The sequence below is a fragment of the Schaalia vaccimaxillae DSM 15804 genome, assembly GCF_000420425.1.
In the GTDB taxonomy this organism is placed as follows: Bacteria; Actinomycetota; Actinomycetes; order Actinomycetales; family Actinomycetaceae; genus Pauljensenia; species Pauljensenia vaccimaxillae.
The window spans coordinates 320,413-342,268 of the sequence record NZ_ATUX01000006.1 but is presented as its reverse complement, the minus strand read 5'-3'; the positions used below and the strand labels follow the sequence as shown (position 1 = coordinate 342,268).

General features: G+C 56.1%; 16 protein-coding genes and 1 tRNA gene. 12 read left to right on the top strand and 5 right to left on the bottom strand.

The window, feature by feature from the left end:
• Window positions 1-12 precede the first annotated feature (12 nt).
• Genes G439_RS0104540 through cydD form a run of 3 tightly spaced genes read right to left on the bottom strand, consistent with a single transcriptional unit; the run spans window position 13 to window position 5,245 of the window.
• Window positions 13-1,656: a sensor histidine kinase gene (locus tag G439_RS0104540; RefSeq protein WP_022868000.1), complete on the bottom strand. Its 1,644-nt coding sequence runs from the start codon at window positions 1,654-1,656 to the stop codon at window positions 13-15.
• Window positions 1,653-3,410, bottom strand: a complete 1,758-nt coding sequence (gene cydC, locus G439_RS0104535) for a thiol reductant ABC exporter subunit CydC (RefSeq protein ID WP_022867999.1) — start codon at window positions 3,408-3,410, stop codon at window positions 1,653-1,655. The genes G439_RS0104540 and cydC overlap by 4 nt, the downstream gene beginning before the upstream one ends.
• Window positions 3,407-5,245, bottom strand: a complete 1,839-nt coding sequence (cydD, locus tag G439_RS0104530; protein ID WP_022867998.1) for a thiol reductant ABC exporter subunit CydD — start codon at window positions 5,243-5,245, stop codon at window positions 3,407-3,409. Before cydD ends, cydC begins: the two co-directional genes overlap by 4 nt.
• Before the next feature lie 113 nt (window positions 5,246-5,358).
• On the opposite strand from cydD, the gene G439_RS0104525 reads away from it, so the two are divergent.
• Window positions 5,359-6,030, top strand: coding sequence for a YczE/YyaS/YitT family protein (locus G439_RS0104525; protein ID WP_022867997.1), 672 nt, complete (start codon window positions 5,359-5,361; stop codon window positions 6,028-6,030).
• An 89-nt stretch (window positions 6,031-6,119) separates the two neighbouring features.
• On the opposite strand, the gene cydB is transcribed toward G439_RS0104525, so the two are convergent.
• On the bottom strand, window positions 6,120-7,241 hold the full coding sequence (gene cydB / locus G439_RS0104520; protein WP_022867996.1) for a cytochrome d ubiquinol oxidase subunit II: 1,122 nt from the start codon (window positions 7,239-7,241) through the stop codon (window positions 6,120-6,122).
• 17 nt (window positions 7,242-7,258) lie between these two features.
• Window positions 7,259-8,815 (bottom strand): cytochrome ubiquinol oxidase subunit I, encoded by a 1,557-nt coding sequence (locus G439_RS0104515; protein ID WP_022867995.1) that lies wholly within the window; start codon window positions 8,813-8,815, stop codon window positions 7,259-7,261.
• Window positions 8,816-9,190: 375 nt separating this feature from the next.
• On the opposite strand from G439_RS0104515, the gene G439_RS0104510 reads away from it, so the two are divergent.
• The 11 genes from G439_RS0104510 to G439_RS11150 all read left to right on the top strand — a co-directional run bounded on the left by G439_RS0104510 (window position 9,191) and on the right by G439_RS11150 (window position 21,826).
• On the top strand, window positions 9,191-11,758 hold the full coding sequence (locus tag G439_RS0104510) for an Rne/Rng family ribonuclease (RefSeq protein WP_026459393.1): 2,568 nt from the start codon (window positions 9,191-9,193) through the stop codon (window positions 11,756-11,758).
• Between the two features lie 217 nt (window positions 11,759-11,975).
• Entirely contained in the window at window positions 11,976-12,296 is a 321-nt protein-coding gene (gene rplU / locus G439_RS0104505; protein ID WP_022867993.1) for a 50S ribosomal protein L21, read from the top strand.
• Window positions 12,297-12,327: 31 nt separating this feature from the next.
• A complete protein-coding gene (rpmA, locus tag G439_RS0104500; protein ID WP_022867992.1) occupies window positions 12,328-12,588 on the top strand; it encodes a 50S ribosomal protein L27 in 261 nt (86 codons plus the stop codon).
• Between the two features lie 87 nt (window positions 12,589-12,675).
• Window positions 12,676-14,205 carry a GTPase ObgE gene (gene obgE / locus G439_RS0104495; RefSeq protein ID WP_022867991.1) on the top strand — a complete coding sequence of 510 codons (1,530 nt, stop codon included), beginning with the start codon at window positions 12,676-12,678 and terminating at the stop codon, window positions 14,203-14,205.
• Window positions 14,202-15,314, top strand: coding sequence for a glutamate 5-kinase (proB, locus tag G439_RS0104490; protein ID WP_040434698.1), 1,113 nt, complete (start codon window positions 14,202-14,204; stop codon window positions 15,312-15,314). The genes obgE and proB overlap by 4 nt, the downstream gene beginning before the upstream one ends.
• A 32-nt stretch (window positions 15,315-15,346) precedes the next feature.
• Complete coding sequence (locus G439_RS0104485; RefSeq protein ID WP_022867989.1) at window positions 15,347-16,636, top strand: glutamate-5-semialdehyde dehydrogenase; 1,290 nt, start codon at window positions 15,347-15,349, stop codon at window positions 16,634-16,636.
• Complete coding sequence (gene nadD, locus G439_RS0104480; protein ID WP_022867988.1) at window positions 16,633-17,286, top strand: nicotinate-nucleotide adenylyltransferase; 654 nt, start codon at window positions 16,633-16,635, stop codon at window positions 17,284-17,286. The genes G439_RS0104485 and nadD overlap by 4 nt, the downstream gene beginning before the upstream one ends.
• Window positions 17,287-17,326: 40 nt before the next feature.
• A complete protein-coding gene (gene rsfS / locus G439_RS11160; protein WP_022867987.1) occupies window positions 17,327-17,731 on the top strand; it encodes a ribosome silencing factor in 405 nt (134 codons plus the stop codon).
• The gene (locus G439_RS0104470) at window positions 17,728-18,543 is read left to right on the top strand and encodes a histidine phosphatase family protein (RefSeq protein ID WP_341532747.1); all 816 of its coding nucleotides are present in this window, start codon (window positions 17,728-17,730) and stop codon (window positions 18,541-18,543) included. Before rsfS ends, G439_RS0104470 begins: the two co-directional genes overlap by 4 nt.
• Before the next feature lie 100 nt (window positions 18,544-18,643).
• Window positions 18,644-18,716, top strand: a tRNA-Ala gene (locus G439_RS0104465).
• A gap of 1,760 nt (window positions 18,717-20,476) precedes the next feature.
• On the top strand, window positions 20,477-21,826 hold the full coding sequence (locus G439_RS11150) for a lantibiotic dehydratase (protein ID WP_022867981.1): 1,350 nt from the start codon (window positions 20,477-20,479) through the stop codon (window positions 21,824-21,826).
• Window positions 21,827-21,856 lie beyond the last annotated feature (30 nt).

Here is a 21,856-nt window from a genome sequence, read left to right as displayed (position 1 = left end):
GATGGAGTGGACTCAGATCAGGGGTGCCTGCCAGTGGAGTTCTGTGCCGGCTCCACCAATCCCTGGGCCTAGAGAGAAAGTGCCGCCGTGCATACGGGCCCTCTCTGCCATATTTCCAAGTCCAGAGTTACGGGTGCGATCGGGATCAATACCTCGACCATCATCTGCGATGCGCACCGAAACCTTGCCTTGCGAGAGCCGACCCGATACATCCACCTTCACAGCTGCAGCCGTTGAATGGGCATGGCGTCCAATGTTCGATAGCCCTTCCCTGACCACCGCCACGATGTCATCGCACAGGTCAGCGTCGACTCGACTATCTAAGTCATCGATCGCAGCGGGTTCCTCGCCCTCGTCCTCGTTGATGGGGCGCCCGTCCAAGGTGATCAGCAGGGACGGTGCATATCCCATCACCCAGCGAGTCAGTGAGGCTTCGCGTCGAATACGCTCGACCAGGCCCACCTCTTGATCTCTCTCTTTGAGGTGGTGGACGATGGCGCGAATCTGTTTAACAGCTTCGTCGATAGAGGCTAGGGACCGGTCGAGCATGTCGACGATGGAATCAGGGTCAACATTCCCAGAGGTTATGTGCTGTTTAGCTGCATCCAGATGCATCCCTGTTGCAAAGAGCTGCTGAATCGCAAAGTCGTGCAGGTCTCGGCCAATGCGGTCACGCTCGTCCAAGAGAGAAGCCACGTCCTCGGCGTGACGAGCCGACGCCAACTCCAAAGCAAGAGTGGCCTGCGAAGCCAAAGACTCAGCCAACGACAATTCTGAAATATCAAACTCGTGAGACCCAATCTTGCGCAAAAGAATGAGAACACCAGAGGAGTGACCGCGCGACCGCAATGGGGCATACAGGGCTGGGCCGAATTCAGCTAATTCCGGAACTCGCATCGTCTGGGCGCGAGCCATTGAATCGACAATCATGCCCGTGCCTTCATTTAAGACCGACATGGCTCGTCCCTGTGGAGGAAAAACCACTCCTAACAATTCGCCAGCTTTGAATCCGTCGGTAATTTCTGCGGCCCACATGTCACCGATTGAGGGCAGAACAATGATTGCTGTATCGGCCCGCGATACTTCGCGAACGGTTCTAGCAATTAATTCCAGCGCCTCTTCCTCGTCGGCGCCTTCGAGCATGGTTGTTGTCAAAGATTGAGAGGCTGAGATCCATTTCTCTGTCCGCTTAGAGTCCGCATACAAGTGCGCATTCTCCACAGCAATACCGGCAGCGGGAGCCAATGCCGACAAAACAGCAATGTCAGAAGCGGTGAAGCCTCCTGGCTTACCGGTCAGATAGAGGCGCCCGTAAACCTGTTCGTGGACGAGGACGGAAGTGCCCAGAAACGCGGGAGCATCTTCCGGTACGTCGAAGTCGGTCACATCTGAGGGAGAATTAACCAAGAGGTGAGTGTTGCGCGGAATCTCATGGATGAGGACAGCTGGGGGATCTGCTGAACTATCTCCATCGTGATGCTCAATGAGCATTGTTGTCGCGCCCCACGTATCCAGCACGGCAAGAGCGCCGTGAGGAGCTCCGGTCAATGCACAAGCACGATCAACAAAGCTACGCAGTGCGGCCTCGAGGTCGAGGGTAGCTGTCAATCCCAGTGCGGCCCGAAGAAGAGTGAGATCTGTCCGTTCCGGACTCATAAGTCCTCCTGCTGTACAGCCCATTCATACCCGGAACTACGCGAAATAATGTCACGGTGCGAACCTCGATCAACGATACGCGCCACTGATCCTTGGGGGCGGTCCAACACCACGACTTCGTCAGCCGAATCGAGGGCAGAAAGGCGATGCGTAATCACCAGCACGCCGTGATCGTCATCTCCGCTTAAGAGAGTAGTGACCAGTGCATCCGCAGTAGGACCATCCAAGTGCTCTCCGGCCTCGTCAACCAGCATTAAAGGTGCGGGAGCAGCCATAGCGCGCGCCATGAGGAGACGGCGCCGTTCTCCGCCTGACACCGTGGTGCCACCCGAGCCAACGGACGTATCCAACCCATCGGGCAACGCCTCGAGCCACGGGCCCAATCCTGCTTGAACAACGAGATTCCTGGCTTCATCCCGTGATAGATCAGCGCGAGCCACGCGCAAGTTCTCATAGACGCTAGCAGCGAAAATGTGGGCGTCCTCGGCAGTCACAGTCACATGAGAGGACACATCAGCACGGCTAGCTCCCCAAGCATCGACGCCGTTGATCGTTACTGTGCCGGACTTGGGAGGAATCAGACCTGCGAGAGTCATAGCCAGCGTCGTCTTGCCAATGCCAGACGGTCCGACGAGGGCGATGCGGCTGCCAGGTGTGATCCGCATATGAATATCCTCGGCGATGGTTGGTCCTGAAGGCCAACCGATAGCAAGATTGTCAGCGATGATGACAGAGCCTTCAGAACTTTCAGGTACCGCATGGGTGACCATTAGATCTTCATCGCCTAGTAATTCGTCGATCCGTTGCGCCGCGGCTGCTGAACGAACCAGCTGAGCTGCGGCGGGCCCCAACTCTGCTGTTCCTTCGAATGACGACAGGGGAGTGAGTACCAAGACTGCAAGCAAAACTGCCGCGAGGGCGCCCGAGGTCGTGGGAGGAATCCCTACGAGAAGCGCGCCTACCACCGCCATACCCATCGCTAAACGATCAACACCAGCGGCGATTCCAGCAATTTTTGACGAACGAGCAGTTGCTGCGGTCAAGGCATCTTCGGTTGATTCCACTGACTGTCGCATAGATGGCATCATGCCCGACACCTGTAACTCGGTTGCCCCATCCATGATTGCCATAGTCGTGGCAGAAAGTTCGGATCGTGCATGCGTTAAAGCCTGCTGGGCAACCCGTGCTGAACGCATTGATAGGAGAGGCGCCACAATCCCCGCGACGACGAGGCAGCCGGCGAGGATCAGCCCAGCAGGTACGGATATTAAAGTGATTCCACCAACAACTCCGATGCCCACAATGGCCGACATCCATGCGGGCAACAGGGTTTTGACGACGAGGTCGCCCACATCATCAACGTCTTGTCCCGTTCGCGCCAACAGATCGCCTCGGCGAAGCGTCGCGACACGATCAACTCTGCGCGAAGCAATGGCCGCATAAAGGTTTTGGCGTAGAGAATCCATTCCGCGCAGCGCAACACGATGACTCGCCAGCCTTTGGAGGTAGCGCAAGACTGCCCGAGAAACTCCGAAGAGGCGAACTCCTGTAGCTGCGACTGTCAGATACATGACCGGCGGCATTTGCGAGGCGCGTGCGATGAGCCAAGCAGAAGTGGCTCCCAGAGCAATGGCTGACCCCAAGCCCAGAGAACCCAGGATGACGGAAAGGATAAAACCGCGTCGGTCCACATCCAGCATGGCGACAATGCGACGCAGAGACTGTTTTTCTTGTCGTGTAAGGAAAAGCGTCATCGAGCGTCCTCCATCTGTGTCTCGTCCAGCAGTCCTGGAGTTGTCACCTCAACGTTCGATTCCCGTTTCTGGGTAGTGAGCTGAGGGTATGACTCAAGATCCTGTGAACTGGCAGCTTTGGAGACGATTTCGATGCGTTGGTGAGCCAAAGCAACTACTGCCTGGCGATGGGCAATTACGATGACTGTGCGTCCTTGAGCGTGAAGGGAACGGATTGCGTCCAAGACAACTTCTTCAGAGAGTGCATCCAAATGGGCAGTTGGTTCATCGAGGATGACAAGCGGACGGTCGGCCACAAGCGCTCTTGTCAGAGCAAGACGCTGACGTTGTCCAACTGATAAGCCGACGCCACCCATACCAACACGTGTATACCAGCCCTCTTTCAATGACGAGACGACTTCGGCGAATCCTGTGGCTTCGGCTGCTTTTTCAAGCCTGTCATTCAAACTTGTGACATTGAGATTTTCCAAAAGCGTTCCGGGCACAATCGTGGGGGACTGAGGCACCCAGGTGATCTGTTCCCACCAGGAGGCTCGGTCCACGTTCTTCAGATCGACTATTGACCCATCTTCCTTAATCAGTTGGATGGTTCCGCGCGTCGTGGGTTCGACTCCCAGCACAGTCATGACAGTTGTTGTTTTTCCTGCGCCCGAGGGGCCGACGAGGGCGGTGATGGAGCCGGGCTGTATCTGAGCCTGGAGACGCCAGGGAGCCCAGGCTCCGCGGGCCGCCACACTGACGTCGGCGAATCTAATGACGGTTTCGTCAATGCGAGGAGCAGGAGTCTTCCCTTGATCTTCGTGACTGCCAGCTAGGCCGGACTTGGGCGTGGACGCATAGGAAGTTTCGGATGCCTCAGATGAATCTGCGGCGGTGCCCGGTAGGGGAGTTTCGATAATGTCGAAGGCAGATTGCGCGGCGGTAATACCGTTTGCGGATGCGTGAAACTGCGTTCCAACTTGGCGTATGGGTTCAAAAACTTCCGGTGCCAACATGATGACGGCGAGGCCAATGGTCAGCGGGATGTGTCCGGACACCATGCGCATGCCGACTTCGACGGCAACGAGAGCAACCGAAAGAGTGGACAGGAATTCAAGGACGCCGCCGGACAGGAACGCCACAGACAAGGTTGACATTGTTGTGCGGGTACTGTCGTGCCCTAATTTTTTGAGGTGGGTCTTTGGCCCGTCTTCTCGGCCTAATCCACGTAAGGTAGGCAGGCCTGCCATGAGGTCGAGGAGTTGGGATCCAAGGCGTTCCATTGCTGCCAGTTTCGCCCGCGAGGACTCTTGAGTGAAGCGACCGATGAGGACCATGAATATGGGAATCAGTGGAATGACGAGGGCCGCGATCAACGCTGACCAGAAATCCAAGATGAGAATGGTCAATAGGGCCAGGGGAGTAACCGTGACAAAGAGGAAAAGCTGCGGTAAAAACTTCACGAAGTAGGGAGACAAGTCATCTAAACCGCGGGTGATGAGCGTGGTGCTGTCAGCTCCATTAACGGCTCTCCATCGTGGGCCTAGCGCTTCGGTGCGGTCGATAACTGCTGCTCGTAGCTCACGAATGGCTCGATCTGCAGCTTTGTGTGATGTGGCCTCACGCAATGTCACGGTGAGGGCCCGTAGAGTCGCCACTGCCAACAGAATCCAGATCAATGTCAGTACATCGCTCAAGGTTGCTTCGCCTGTGATGATGGGCGACACAGACCAGGAAATTAACAAGGCTTGGGTGATAACAAGGATGGCCGTGAGTAAACCCAAGCCTGCGCTGAGCACGATGTGCTTGCGGGCGGAGTGGGCGTAACGCAGGAGACGCGGATCGAATGGACGCACCCGCCTATTCTGCCAGCTTCGTGGCTGTGGTGGGTCGATGGTCCCAGTAGATGCGTTTGAGTTTGTAATCAAATGGGGGCCACCATCTTGGTAAATGTGCCGAGGTTACCTCTATGAAACGTTCCCCGGTTGAAATGGGCATTCGTCTGATCCTGCTGATGATTGGCCTCACCGTTGCCCATCTCGGTGTGGTGTTCTTCCTTCGATCGAACCTGGGAGCAGATCCTTTTAACGTCGCTGTCCAAGGCTTGTTCCGCGGACTCCACAGTGCTACAGGATGGTCATTCCTGACTCACGGACGCATCCACGTTGCCGTATGTTTCCTCATTATCGCCGCGTTGCTCTTCATCGATCGCAGCTACGTCAAGATCGGAACTTTTGTCTGCATGTTTGCAGGTGGACCTATCATCGATGGCTGGAATGCATTGCTCGCCACTCTTCTGGACGATCAAGAATCATTGCTGATGAGGGTGGATATGTTGGTTGTCGGATGTGTCCTTTTGGCTTACGGCATGTCCTTCGTTATTGAATCGGACGCAGGCACGGGCCCTAACGATCTCGTATCCGTTGTCGCAGCGGATAAGCTCCACGCCTCTTTTGCTCTTGTACGAGTCGTGACCGACGCAATCTTCATCCTTCTTGGTTTTCTATTGGGCGGCGTCGCCGGGGTTGGAACAGTGGTGTGTATGTTGATGGTTGGGCCCATTGCAGGCTTCTTTCGCCCCATTAACGCGCGGGTCATTGATTCGCTTCTGACGAAGAACAACTCGTCGTCTCAGGGTTAAGTTTTCCAAAGCTCGACACCCTCGCGGGCCAAAAAGCGGTCCCGCCCTCGTACATGAGGACGGGACCACTTGTCTGGTCGAAAGTCAGATCAGCCAGCGAGGAAGTTTTCTCCCAAGCGAATCGACTTCGGCAGCAGGCCGGTATCAGTGTCGACATCATCAACGCTGACACGGTGACGGAACACCCAGTAGGACCAGATGGTGTAGGCGATAACGACGGGCACCAGGCAGCATGCCACGATCGTCATCACCGACAGCGTCGCCTGCGAGGACGAAGCCTGGTCGATCGTCAATGAGTAGGCCGGATCAATGGATGACTTCTGAACAGCCGGTGCCATGGCTGCGAAGACCCAAGCGACGGTTCCAGCGATCGCAATCGATGAGAATGTGAAGGATTTGCCCTCAGCTCGCATCGACTGTTGCGAGAAGGCTGCCGACGCAATGATTGCCAGGGCTGCCACCACCAGCGGGATCCATGCCAGCACATTGTCGGCGTACAGGAACTGGCCGATCAACAGGCATGATGCAGCCAGAACCGTTGCAGCGACCGACAAAGGAGCTGCTAACTTGTTAGCGCGGTCACGCACAGCTCCTTCGGTTTTGAGGGCCAGGAACTGGGCGCCGTGAGCAAGACAGACGACCAAAATAGCCACTCCACCAAGCAACGTGTAGGGGGTCAAGAGTGAGAAGAACCCGCCGGTGAGCTGATGGCTAGCTGTTGCCAGCGACTCATTGACCATGTCCGTGGGGATCACCTCACCGGTGGTCTGGTCGGTGACTTCAATCTTCATGCCCTGGACGAAGTTAGTGAAGGCAACGCCCAGGAGCAGCGGCACGACGAAAGCCGAGATGGTGTGGGACCAGTCCCACACGTGACGCCACTTTTGCGTCGCAATCTTTGAACGCCATTCGAGGGCGACCACGCGAACGATGAGAGCTGCCAGGATCAAGAAAAGAGCCAGGTACATGCCCGAGAACATCGTGGCGTACCACTCGGGGAATGCCGCGAAGGTTGCGCCACCAGCAGTGAGCAACCACACCTCGTTGCCGTCCCAGTGAGGCCCGATCGTGCGAGTGGTTTGCGTGCGTTCGGCGTCATTCTTTGCGACGAAAGGCAAGAGCATGCCGACGCCGAAGTCGAAGCCTTCCAGGACGAGGTACACGGTCCACAGAACCGCGATGAGGATGAACCAGAGAATGGAAAGTGTCATTGTCGATTCTCCGCCTCTCAGTATCCGAAGGAGAGGTCATCCGATGAGCCGGACTCCTTCTCCGAATTGTCGGTCTTGGCCTTGGAAGCGATGCCTTCCTTGGTGTAGCGCTTCATCAGGAGGAACCAGATGACGCCCAGGACGCCGTAAAGCAGCGTGAACAGGATCAGAGTAGTCAGCATCTGCCATGCGGGAACCGCAGAGGAGATACCCGCCTCGGTCATCATCATTACCGAGCCAAGGGGCTCGCCATTGGCGAGTGCCTGGAGGTTGGGGACGACAACCCAGGGCTGACGGCCCATTTCCGTGAAGATCCAGCCAAAGGAGGCGGCTAGGAACGGGAGCGGGAGGTTCACCAGGGCGAAGGTGCCCAGCCACTTGTTGTCGCTCACCTGACCTTTGCGCGTGGCCCACAGGCCCCAAGCTGCAAGGAGGAAAGCAACCATACCCAGGCCAATCATCAGACGGAAAGACCAGAAAGTCACCATCTGAGGCGGACGGAAGTCGTACTGCGAGGCGTCACCGTATTTGGCGACAAAGTCCTCGTTGCCGTTGAGGGTTTCGACCATCCGATTCTGGATGTCGGCAACACCCTCGGAGGTGGCTGAGAAGTCATTGTGAGACATGAATGATGCAACGCCGGGAACACGGATGAACTGTGTTGGCTGCCTGCCATCGTCACCGAGCGGGCATTCGCCGAACTGAGCGACCGTAAACGCTGCACCGTCCGTGTCGACACACACGCCCTCGGCCGCTGCCATTTTCATCGGCTGGACCTTGACCATCTCCTGGCCTTGGATGTGGCCAGAGACTGCGGTGCCGATGCCTCCAACGAGGACGACGATGAGGCCGAAGCGAGCAATCGGGCGCCACGCATTGGCTGCCTGGGAGGTTGCCTCTGGGGAGCCTTCGCGCTGTGAACGAACCATCCACCACAGGGCGATGCCTGCGACGAATGTTCCCGCCACCAGCCATGCGGACGTAATGACGTGAGCGAATTCAGAAAGATAAACACCGGAAGTGATGAGTTCGAGGAACCCACCCATGCCATCGAGCTCAGCGCGACCGGTCTCCGGGTTATAAACGGTGCCGACAGGATGCTGCATCCAGGCGTTGGCAGCCAGGATCCACATCGCAGACAGCATCGTGCCGATAGCGACGCACCAAATGGTAGCTAGGTGCAGGCCTTTACTGAGGCGGCCCCATCCGAAAATCCACAAACCCAAGAATGTAGATTCGAGGAAGAATGCAAGGAGGGCTTCAACGGCCAGGGGAGCGCCGAAGATATCACCGACGTAGCGGGAATACTCCGACCAATTCATGCCGAACTGGAATTCCTGGACGATGCCTGTTGCCACACCGAGGGCGAAGTTGATGAGGAGCAGTTTTCCGAAGAAGCGGGTGGCTTTGAGCCATGTTTCGTTACCGGAGCGGTGCCACTTGGTTTGCATGATGGCAACCAGAAGTGACAGCCCGATGGTCAAAGGTACGAGGACGAAGTGGTAGACGGTAGTGATACCGAACTGCCATCGTCCGACCGTGACCGAGTCAAGCGCTGCTTGAGCGAGGGTCATGATTCTCGCCTTTCCTTAAATGAGGAGAGGTTGTGTTGGATGGATTATGAGCCGACATTGGCCGCTGGGACCAACGTCATGTGCTTGTGAAGAAAGATAGTCCATATGCCCCTTACTTATGGGGTGAAACAGTGGTATTGAGTCCGTTTAGTGACACACATGTCGTTTCCGTGGCTCTTGAGCCTCTAAACACGAACACACATCACAAAGGTGGGGGAGCTAACTTGTGCGACAATATTGCTAGACGGTCGTCATGGGCGCATCCCTGTGACGCGTATGCCGCGACGCATGCCGCAAGGCTCCGCGAGCTACGCCGCAACCATGCGGTTCCGAAAGTTTTCCGCCCCTAGCGGGCGAGCGCGAGGGCAGACTCAGATGCGGGAGTCGCGTCCGACAAATTGGAGAAAAGTGACTACCGATCAGACGAATCAGTTGGCGCCCGAAACGCCGGCTGCGTCCTTGCTGTTCCAGGCACCTGCATTCCAGGCTCCCAGCTTCTCAGAAGAATCTGCTGGCGAAAGAAAAGATCTCAAGGAAAAGGCCGAGACTCGCGGTCAGCGCACACGTTCCAAGCGTGCGAATATCGGCGAGCAAGATGAGACCTCGCAATCCAAGAGCTCCGATGATGCCTTGCAGCAAGACGGTGAGGAAAAGCCTCGGCGCAAACGGCGTGCCAAAGCAGTCGAAGATACGGATGCTCCTTCGGACAAGCCTGCTAAGAAGAGGACGCGTCGTTTAGCTACCCAGTCAGATCCTGAAGTCGAGACTGAGGTCAAAGATGAACAGCCCTTGGAAGCTGGGGAAGTCAACGGCGCTGAATTGGAATCTGCGTCGGTTGACTCTGAAGAAGTGGAAGGAACAACCCGTCGTCGCCGACGTCGTCGTACCCGTTCGACTTCAACTGAAGAACTGGGAGACGCCACCGACCAGGTCAAGGCCCTGAAAGGATCGACTCGCCTCGAAGCTAAGAAGCAGCGGCGGCGAGAAGGGCGCAAAGAAGGCCGCCGCCACCACGGAATCACTGAATCGGAATTCCTGGCGCGGCGTGAATCCGTTAATCGCAAAATGGTCATCCGTGATCACGAAGGTCTCAATCAGATCGCCATCGTCGAGGATGATCTGCTGGTTGAGCACTATGTTGCGCGTCGTACTCAACAGTCGATGGTGGGCAACATCTATCTGGGTCGAGTTCAGAATGTGCTGCCGTCAATGGAGGCCGCCTTCGTGGACATCGGCAGAGGGCGTAACGCCGTCCTGTACGCGGGTGAAGTGAATTGGGACGCGGTCGGTCTCGATGGCAAACCGCGACGAATTGAGTCGGCTCTTAAATCTGGCGATCCCGTCCTCGTCCAGGTCACGAAGGATCCTATCGGCCACAAGGGCGCTCGTCTGACCAGCCAGATCACTTTGGCGGGACGCTACCTCGTCCTCATTCCCAACGGGTCCATGATGGGGATCTCTCGCAAACTGCCCGATAAGGAACGTAACCGCTTAAAGAAGATTCTCAAGCAGGTGGTTCCAGCCGGTTCTGGCGTCATTGTGCGTACGGCTGCAGAAGGGGCTACGGAGCAACAGATTCTTGACGATGTGTCGCGCCTGACCAAGCAGTGGGCAGACATTGAGAAGAAGCATTCTTCCGCTAAGTCTGCGCCTGTTCTATTGCGAGGCGAACCTGAGCTCGCGGTGCGTGTTGTCCGCGATATTTTCAACGAGGACTTCTCCTCCCTGGTGGTTCAAGGTAAGACCACCTACGAGACCATCAAGGAATACGTCGACGAGCTGAGTCCTGAACTATCTGACCGTGTCGAACAGTGGGTGGGCACCGATGACGTCTTCCACGCCAACCGCATTGACGAGCAGCTCGCCAAAGGTATGGATCGTAAGGTCTGGTTGCCGTCGGGCGGCACCTTGATAATTGAGCGCACTGAAGCCATGACCGTTATCGATGTCAACACCGGCAAATTTATTGGTGCTGGTGGAACCCTCGAAGAAACGGTGACGCGCAATAACCTCGAAGCTGCAGAAGAAATCGTGCGTCAGCTGCGCCTGCGCGACATTGGCGGCATTGTCATTATTGACTTCGTTGATATGGTCCTTGAGTCCAACCGAGACCTGGTCCTACGGCGCCTCGTTGAGTGCCTGGGACGCGACCGTACCCGCCACCAAGTCACAGAGATCACCTCGCTTGGATTGGTGCAGATGACTCGTAAACGCGTCGGTGAAGGGTTGATCGAAGCGTTCTCAACGACCTGTGAAGCGTGTGAGGGCCGCGGCTTCATTGTGCACGAGCATCCGGTTGAACTCACCGGGTCTCATGACCACACGGGAAACCAACCCAAGAAGCGTCAGAAGAAGACGTCCTCGACTGAGCCTCGCAGGATTGATGACTCACCTGAGCATGAGAAAGCTAAGCAAGCCCTCTCAGCCATTGCCGCTGCGACTCATAAGGACGAGGTCGAGGCCAAGGATGTTGAAGAGACCTCCATGGTTGCGGTAGATCCTCAGACTGAACACGATTCCGTTTCAAACCAGACGGACTCAAAGCAGGCGAAAGCCTCACGTCCTCGTAAAACGCGCAAAGCCGTGACGGCAGACTCTCAGATTCTTGAGCAGAACTCCCCTGACGCAAGCGCGTCCAATGAGGACCCATCCTTGCAACAAGATTCGGCAGCAGCGGGAGCTAGCGCTGCTAGCAGTGAGGAAGTGTCCGCGCCGCCCGTCACAAAGCGCCCGCGTCGGCGTCGTAGGGCAGTCGTAGCTGAGGCCGGAGAACCGGAGAAGGTAGCGGTAGAGAACATCGTCGAATTGCCCACGAGAGTCGAGCAAAAAGACGAGGCTGTGGTGCGTAGCACCGATGACATCGCTCTGCCGGAGCCGGCGCCAGCGCCTAAAACTAAACGTCGTCGCCGCGTAGCCTCCACGGGTGTGGTTGATACCGGCTAAGCGGGCGCGAGCCGTACTTGCGGCGTGTCCAGCATTCGTGAGGTGTGGAATCGCACAGCGATTTCGGCCTCTGAAAGGCCGCTGCAAGTTGCCGAGCTGATACCCATTCGGCTAAATTTGAGCGTCGGCGCAACAAAGCGCCAACGGGATTATTATTCCCAGATTCGACTCAAGGTCGAATTGGAGCGAGTAGGTCCCGGTCCGATAACGAGAAGAGATGAGCTCCAACGTGGTCTACGCGATCGTCAAGGCAGGCGGCCGGCAGGAAAAGGTGTCCGTCGGTGACGTCGTCGTCGTCGACAAGCTGGCTGAAGAAATTGGTTCCTCCATTGAGCTTCAGCCGCTGATGCTGGTTGATGGCGAGGCCATCACCGTCGATGCTGCCAAGCTGGACAAAGTCACCGTTAAGGCTGAGGTCGTGGATTCCGCCAAGGGTCCGAAGATCTCGATCATCAAGTACAAGAACAAGTCGGGCTACCGCAAGCGCCAGGGCCACCGCCAGAAGCTGTCGGTCGTCAAGATCACTGAGATCGCCTGACGTCAAACACTCGAGCAGAAAGTAGTTTCTGATGGCACATAAGAAGGGCCTCGGCTCCTCCCGCAACGGCCGCGACTCGAACGCTCAGCGTCTGGGCGTCAAGCGCTACGGCGGCCAGCTGGTCAACGCAGGCGAAATCATCGTTCGCCAGCGCGGCACCCACTTCCACCCCGGTGACGGCGTCGGCCGTGGCAAGGACGATACCTTGTTCGCCCTGCGTGCCGGTGAGGTCGAGTTCGGCCGCAAGCGCGACCGCAAGGTCGTCAACATCGTCGAGCCGGTCTCTGCCTGAGACCGATCTCAGCAATGGGCGTCCGGCTGAAGCCGGGCGCCCATTTTGCTTAACTAGACTTCATCTTCAACCCCGGAGGGCAAACCAATGGCGGACTTCGTTGATCGTGTGACCATTCATGCGGCGGGAGGCAACGGTGGTAACGGCGTTGCCTCGATCAAACGTGAGAAGTTCAAACCTCTCGCGGGCCCTGACGGTGGAGACGGTGGAAACGGCGGCTCGGTGATCCTCGAGGTCTCCCCCCAGGTCACCACCTTGCTGACCTACCACCGCAGTCCTCATCAGCGTGCCCAAAACGGTACTCCTGGTATGGGAGACTTTCGCCAGGGGAAGAACGGCGAAGACATCATTCTGCCTGTCCCCGAAGGCACAGTCGTCAAGTCCACCCGTGGCGAGTTACTTGCGGACCTGACGGGAACAGGGGCCCGCTTCGTCGTCGCCGAGGGCGGACGTGGCGGCCTGGGCAATGCAGCTCTGGCATCCAAAGCCCGCAAGGCTCCAGGATTCGCTCTACTGGGTGAGCCGGGAGAGGAACGCGATGTTCTCCTCGAACTCAAGTCCGTTGCCGATGTGGCACTCGTTGGGTTCCCGTCGGCAGGTAAATCTTCGCTCATTGCTGCAATGTCGAGTGCACGCCCGAAGATTGCTGACTACCCGTTCACAACTCTGATTCCCAACCTTGGTGTCGTACAGGCGGGGGAGACCCGCTACACGATTGCTGACGTGCCCGGGCTCATCCCCGGCGCATCCCAAGGTAAGGGCCTTGGCTTAGACTTCCTGCGCCACATCGAACGCTGCGCAGTGATCGTACACGTCCTCGATACCGCTGTTTACGAAGCAGAACGCGACCCGGTCAAGGATTTAGAAACCATCGAGGCCGAACTTGGCGCCTACCAGGGCGACTTGGGTGAGGTTGAGGGCTACGTGCCTTTAATGCAACGACCTCGTGTCATCGTCTTGAACAAAGTCGATGTGCCCGATGGGCGTGATCTTGCTGAGATCACACACCAGGACCTTGAAAAGTTTGGTTGGCCAATCCATCAAGTCTCTGCGGTGAGCCACGAAGGACTTAAAGAGTTCTCCTTCACTTTGGCGCGTATCGTCAACGAACAGCGAGAAAAGCTCCCTGAAATTAGCGAAGCACGTCCGGTTATTCGCCCGCAGGCAGTTGGGGCACGCGACGCGATCACCGTGCGCAAGACTCGTAAAGACGGAGACGAGGTCTTCCAGGTTCGTGGGGATAAACCCGAACGCTGGGTGCGTCAAACCGACTTCGCCAACGACGAAGCTGTGGGATACCTGGCTGATCGTCTGGCAGCAGCCGGCGTCGAAGACCTCCTGATGAAGAATGGGGCGGTTGCAGGCGACACCGTTGTCATTGGTGATCTTGACGGTGGAGTGATCTTTGACTTTGAACCCACACTGACTACTGGCCCGGAGCTTTTGGGCTCTCGCGGTACCGACCTGCGCATCGATCCCTCACAACGGCCCACGCGTCGGGAGCGGCGCGAAGTCCACCACCAGGTGATGGATGCCAAGACTGCGGCCCGTGAAGAATTGTGGAACGAACGCGAAGCTGGCGTGTGGACCGACCCGAATGCTGGGGGGTCGAAGTGACGCGACGCGGCATCGCCGGCGCTAAACGCATCGTCCTCAAAATTGGCTCGTCCTCGTTGACTCGGCCAGACGGCGGACTCGACCTCAATCGCATCGACACGGTGGCTAGGCTCGCGGCCCGCTGGCGTCGCGGCGACTCAGACCATCAGATCGTTATCGTGTCCTCAGGTGCTGTGGCAGCAGGCCTTGACCCACTTGGCCTGTCGGCGCGACCTCGTGACCTCGCCTCGGTCCAGGCTGCAGCCGCAATGGGCCAAGGTTTGCTCATGGCCCAGTGGACTGCCGCGTTCCACTCTCATCACCTATCGGCCGCTCAAGTGTTGCTGACAACCGCTGATGTGATGAGGCGAGAGCATTACACGAATGTACGTGCGGCTCTAGACAAGCTCCTAAGTTTTGGCACTGTTCCAATTATCAATGAGAACGATGCAGTGACCACCCGAGAGGTGCGTTTCGGGGACAATGACCGGCTAGCTGCCTACATCGCGCAGATGGTTCAGGCAGACGCCCTCGTCCTCTTGACCGATGTCGATGGTCTATACACGGCGCCCCCGTCTCATCCGGGTGCAGAGCTGATTGAGAAGGTGTCGTCAACCGACGATCTCATGAGCGTATTGGTCACGGGGACAGGCTCCAAGGTTGGCTCGGGAGGAATGGTCACTAAGGTTCAGGCAGCAACCATGGCTGCGGGATCTGGTATTGGGGTAGTCCTAACATCAGCAGATCGAGTTGCTGACGTCCTGGAAATGCGTGACGCAGGCACCTGGTTTGAGCCCTCAGATACGAGGCCAGCATCGCGGCGCCTGTGGATCGCCCATGCCGCCACGTCGCGAGGAGAAATTGTTGTTGACGAGGGCGCGGCCGCCGCCATTACAAACGGCAAGAAGTCACTTTTGGCGGCTGGAGCGGTCCAAGTGTTGGGCCACTTTAGTGCCGGTGACGTTGTTGACGTCGTGTCGCAGACCCGCCTGATCGCCCGAGGTATTTGTGCCTACGATTCTGAAGTCTGTTCGCAGATGGCTGGTTCTTGTGCCGACGAACTGAAGAGATTAGGATGGGAAAATCCTCGTCCTTTGATTCACCGCGACGACTTGGCTCCCTTGGAATGAGACAGAGCCGGTGGGCTGATCGTGTCAAAATAATGTCTATGGACCTTGAAACCGTTGATATTTCTGCGCTCACTGACGCTGCTCGCACCGCAGCTCGCTTCTTGGCAACGGCTTCAAGTGGCCGAAAAAACCAGGCTCTTGAAGCAATCGCCACGGCGATTACGGAACGCGCCGATGAAATCCTTGCTGCAAATGCTGAGGACATGGCTCGAGGTCGAGCTGAAGGAATGACGGATGCACTGTTGGACCGTCTCGAATTGACTCAGACGCGCATTCGATCCATTGCAGGCGCGGTCCGCGAGGTTGCAGCGCTGCCTGATCCAGTTGGTCAAGTGACCCGCGGTACGACCAACGAGCTAGGTCTCCGTATCACTCAGACGAGAGTGCCGATGGGCGTTGTCGGCATGATTTATGAGGCGCGCCCCAACGTCACAATCGATGCCGCCACCCTCGCTATTAAGTCTGGCAATGCTGTGATTTTGCGTGGTGGTTCCGCTGCGGAAGCAACGAATCGCGTGAGCATTGCCGTCATGCGTGACGCTCTGGCTTCGGTTGATTTTCCAGGCGATCTCATTCAGACCGTTGATCCATGGGGCAGGGCAGGCGCCAACGCCATGATGATGGCTCGCGGTGGTATCGATGTGCTCATTCCGCGCGGATCTGCTCGCCTCATCAACGCTATTGTGGACAATGCGAAGGTGCCCGTTATCGAAACAGGTACGGGGAATTGTCACGTGTACGTGGACGAGGGCGCCGACCTCGTCCAAGCAGAAAACATCATTATGAACGCTAAGACTCAACGGATTGGTGTGTGCAATGCTGCCGAAACTTTGTTGGTCCATGCCTCAGTCGCCGAAGATTTCTTAGTGTCAGCCATTACCCGTCTGACGACAGCCGGCGTGACCATTCATGCTGACGAAGGCACGCGCGCCATCGTTGGTGATGCTGAATCCATTGACCAAAAGTTCGTGGTTGACGCCACCGAAGAGGATTGGGCAACCGAGTATCTATCTATGGATCTGGCTGTCAAAGTCGTCGACACGATTGACGACGCCATCGACCATATTTTGACGTATTCGTCCGGACATACCGAGGCTATCTGTACTCGCAGCATTAAATCCGCCAACCGGTTCCGCTCCGAACTTGATTCTGCGGTCATCGCGATTAACGCGTCGACACGGTTCACCGATGGCGGTCAGGTTGGTCTTGGTGCAGAAATTGGAATCTCTACCCAAAAGCTCCATGCGCGCGGGCCCATGGGACTCGAAGAGCTTACGACGACCTCGTGGACCATCGAAGGGGACGGGACGATCCGACCATGAGCGCCGAAGCAGGACCCACAGCTCCTGTCCATCTTGAGCCAGGAGAAAATCCGCGCCGGCGACGTTCCATCGGAATCATGGGCGGAACTTTTGACCCCATTCACCACGGTCACCTTGTTGCAGCCTCGGAAGTGATGGAGGTCTTTAACCTGGACCAGGTGGTGTTCGTGCCAGCAGCTATGCAGCCTTTCAAAGCCGGGCGGCGCGTTACTCCGGCAGAACACCGGTATTTAATGACTGTGGTTGCAACGGCCTCGAACCCGCGTTTTACCGTGTCACGGGTCGACATCGACCGCGGAGGCACCACCTACACGGTCGATACTCTTGCTGATCTTGCCAAAGAATATCCGGATTCTGATTTCTACTTCATTACCGGTGCTGATGCTCTGGCCCAGATTGCCCAGTGGAAAGATTCCGATCAGCTTTTTGAACAGGCCCACTTCATTGGCGTGACCAGACCTGGCCACATCCTAGAAGATCCTGGTTTGCCCAAGAGTGCAGTGTCATTACTGGAAGTTCCGGCTATGGCAATTTCATCAACAGACTGCCGAACCAGGGTGGCTGGGGGACAGCCAGTGTGGTACCTGGTGCCAGACGGTGTAGTCCAATACATCAAGAAGTACGATTTGTATCGGCCTCTTGGGGCTTGATCATGGGCCGTAGCGTGCCCTCGAATAGACAGGGGAACAGGTGACCTGCTCCGAGCAGACTCGTGAACTAGCAATTGCAGCCGCCCAGGCAGCATCCGACAAATTAGCGACGAATCCAGTTATGGTTGACGTGTCCAACCGGCTCGCTCTAGCTGAAGCATTCTTGATCGTTTCAGCACCAACTTCGCGCCAGGTGCGTGCCATTGGCGAAGAAATTATGGACCAGTTGGCTCGCGATCACAAGCTGCGCCCGCAACGTATCGAGGGCCGCACGGAAGCCGCCTGGATGCTTATTGACTACTTGGATCTTGTAGTCCACATTTTTGACGAAGAACAACGCGACTACTATGCCTTGGAAAAACTTTGGGGAGACGGCGTCGTCGAATCTCTCACCGACGCGGTAATACCAGCTGTTCATCCGGTAACAGGGGAGGCTTTACGTTGAGCGAATCCATACAGGTCAAAGGCGGCAAAGCCGTGGCTGGTGCCGTGGGATCAGGTTTTTCTTCAAATGAGGCGACAGCTGGGCATCGTGGGGCTTCCAGAATCGTGTTCTTGCGTCACGGACAAACAGATTTCAATGTTCAGCGTCGTTTCCAGGGGATCGTCGACCGTCCTCTTAACGAGGTTGGACGTGGCCAAGCACGTGCGGCAGCCGAGGTGCTGGCCTCTCGGATAGTGTCTCCTTCCGAGCAGATTGGCGTGTCAGTAGGGCCAGTGGAGGACTTGCCGGGAGTCAAGATCATGTCCTCTCCGCTGCTGAGGGCGCACGAGACCGCTCAAATCCTGGCTGCTGCATTTGCCAAGGCTGGATTATCTCCTGATGGACCGCATGTCGATGAGCGTCTCATTGAACGCTGTTATGGCGAATTTGAGGGTTTAACCGTCGATGAGATCAGCACCGATTTCCTGCCATTCTTGCAAGAGTGGCGGCGTACAGGTGAATCTGAGGCGGCAGGTATCGAACCGTCGAATGAATGTGGTCGGCGCATGGAAGAAGCTACTGTCGAGGCAGCTGCTACATGTCCAGACGGGGCGACGCTAGTGGTTGTGTCGCACGGGAGTGCGATTACGCGAGCCTTGGTGACCTTTATGGGGTTGGATCCTTTGACCTTTGACGCGTTAAAGGGCTTGGATAACTGTCATTGGTCTGAGCTTGTCTTCGCAGGCGGTGGGGGCTCTGGCGCCTCCGGTGACGGTTCCTGGCGCCTTGCAGCGCACAATATCGGTGCGCGTGAAGACGTGTTGGGTGCGTAACGTCCAGTGTGATCACTGGCACTGTGCTTCGATTTTGTTCTTCGGGTCGCTGGCCGCTATTGTTAACGGGTCGCCGCGACAGTGGTGAATAAATGAAGACGGGGCTATGGCGCAGTTGGTAGCGCGCTTCCATGGCATGGAAGAGGTCGGGGGTTCGAATCCCCCTAGCTCCACTGAAGGGACGCTCATTTTAATACAAAGTGGGCGTCCTTTTGTATGCCCGAAATCTGAACGAAAAGCCAGGTCAGAGAGGATTTGTTTTCGTCTGGTCTGTTGGGCGGTGCCTGCAGGTAGGGGAGTAGGGCAGCCGAATTTCGGGTACTCGTGCTGCCTGGTGCGTGCCCGTGGGCTGAGCCGCCAAATTGTGCGACTTGCGCCAAAAAGTATGGGTACGTGCCAAAAAGTATCCGAAGCGCCAAAAGGTATAGGCAGGTAGTGCGGAGCGTGGCGACTTGTTGGAAGGGGGAGGAATCCGTCGTTGCCGATCATGGGATCTTGCGGCGAGTATGCGTTGAGCGCTGCACTCATCGCACTCGGTCTTGTCGACAATGAACTTCACTCGATTGGCGTTGCGATCGCAGTCTAGATTTGGGCACCCTTTGACCCGCTAATCTTTCTCGAGAATTCTCGGAGCCATTGCTTTCGCCACCTCGGTTGTTAATTTCGACCTCTACTTCTATGCCGAGCGCATCGTTGGAGGCCGGGTCAATGAGGAGAGTCAAGTGACCTGATTCGAGATCTCGTTTGAGTGATTTGAACTCATCGAGTACAGCTGCTCTGCTTTCCCAAAGCCCCCGGCGAGGAGTTTGTCTGAAGGATCGTTCTCGACAATGGCACCCACGTTTGTGGACGATGGTTGTCTCAAGGAAGTCTCGGTAGGAGTCGAGGGCCTCTACAAACGCTATTGCTTCGCCAGATTCAGCAAACAGTGCATCTTCGAATGTCAGGGCCTTGTGGATGACTTCAAAGGATCGATGTACTGATGCCATCCTGCTCGCCCGTGCCATCGCACGATTCTTGTATTCATGTACTCCTGGTTTGCCAGGTAGCCAACATCTTCCTAGAGCTGTTCAATCGAATGGAAAGCAGCTGTAGACAAGGAAGCCAGAGCCTGAGTCCGTAAGAGATGCTGGAATTCAGGAGATTCTATTGCTGATGCCTCGCGAGCCAATAAGGCGCCTGCAAGATAGAGAGCGCGCCGGTCATTCGCTTGGCCTTGAGCGCCGCTTCCACCTGTGCGTTGATCGCATCGACTGCTTCGAGGGCGGGGACCGGGGTTCGGGAGCGAGTGAAATGCCTCGGAGCAAACCTCCGTTGTAATATGCTCAACTTCAATGAAAGCTCGCAAACCCACAGGTGAGCCAAAGAGGCCTGTGAATCCGTCCGCATCCCCTAGCTGCTCCCCGCTCAGACAGGCGGTCGGACACTCACGTCACCACCGTTCCACGCCACAGCTCATAGACGTAGGTTCGGTTCGCCATTCATTGAGTCTGGATCGGTCATTGTTACAAGTCGACTACCATTGCAACGAAATCAAGCAAAGGCCTTCACAATCCTTGTGATATCTGACACACTGAAAACCGTGAATCTCGCCGCAGTTCAAGGAGGATCAAATGTCGACTACGACTTAGATGCCGCAACCCGTCACTACTGACCCGAAGACCGACGCTGATCAGCTCTTCACCGATCTCGTCTATTCCTTTGGTACTGCATCTAAGCTCACGGCCTCGGGGTACGATGGGTCTATCGAGGCAATGAGCCTCACACGTACAAGCCCCTGCGACTGCAGTAGCTGCGCCTCGATTGTTCCAACGTCATGCGGTCAAACGTATGGCGCCGCTGCTCTATGCCCGTATTGCTGACTTCCTAGGTGTCTTTCAGAGCAAAGTCCCGGCATCAATTGGTTTTCTGATGAGAAGGAAGCAGCGGAGGAATGACCAACTGTTCTAAGTATGCTCCCTTTTCAGGGGTCTATGCACGCAGAATCAGTGCATTGTCTCACGCTGAAGCCAGGCGATTGTGCCGCGAGCTTGTATCTATTATTCACGCTCACGACCAAGTTGCGTTTGATGAAGCTCGAATGAATAATCAGCTGCTTGATATCATTCGGGCCGCCAGTCCAGATCTTTACGCTTCAATTGAAGATCAATTCTCTCCGAATTTATCAGCGAGAGACGTACCAACTCGCAGAACAGATCGAGTCATACGATCAATCGAGAACTATGCATTGCGTTGCGCAAGTCGCGCTACGCCTTTCTCTCTTTCATCCAGTATCGTTTTCGATCTAGACCAAGAGATTTCGGACCCAGAATTAGAAGAGAGACCTTCCTATATCTTCGCAGCTTTCGAAATGAGCAAAGACTCACCTAATGCTCCCGCACTCGCTGCAGATTCATGGCTCTTCAAGAACCAACTAATTACACGACTCTCACAATCTACGTATGAAGTCCCCGTTCCATGGAATGCGCATAAACATTCGCAATCGAGCGACCTATCCTATTCAAGGGTCACCCTAAATTCCACACACTTTGAAGTGTTGAATCGGGCTAACACTGGTGTTCAGATTCAAACACTAATAAGGGAATTTGTCAGCCAATATGGTGTGAGCGAGCAGCGTCTTCGAGACGTCTTACTTAGCCTCATTGAGACTGGGCTACTAATTCAGATCCGTAATCCTGAACACTTTCTCGACGAGATTCGACCTGTCACGTTAAAGACTGATTCAATTGAGTCGCTTGCGACTATGAGCATAGATCCAACAACGGTCATGGCTCGGACTCCGATGACCGAAGCAGCGCAGGTTCCAAACGACGGCAAGATCGCACGACACGTGGATACAACCATGTTATTACTCGAGCAGACGGCTCCCTCACAGATCAGCAACGCACACGATCAATGGTTAGACAAATTTGCCGAAAACTATGGATTTAATACGGCAGTCAATGCTCTCACGGTTTTCGATCCAATCGCAGGAATTGGACCAATTCAGCTCGGACTCGAAGACCAACCCTCTGGCACACTTGCCTCGCAGCCATTAGTAAGCTTTCTGTTGGATGCGCACCATCCAAACCAGCTGCAGATGAAGAAGGACTTCTACATTCTCGATTCGAAAGTAGTTCACAGAGCACTCAGAGAGCGCAGACAGGACTCGTCTGGAAGGACAATCACTCACGATTCAAGAGTCAAGGACCTCATGTTTGAGTTGTTCGAGCATCCAACGTTGGGCCTTCTGTTCTTACCAGCGATCCTCGGGGCTACCGATCCAGGTGCACTCCTTGGCTGATTCGCTTCGCTCCTCAGTTCAAATGAAGTA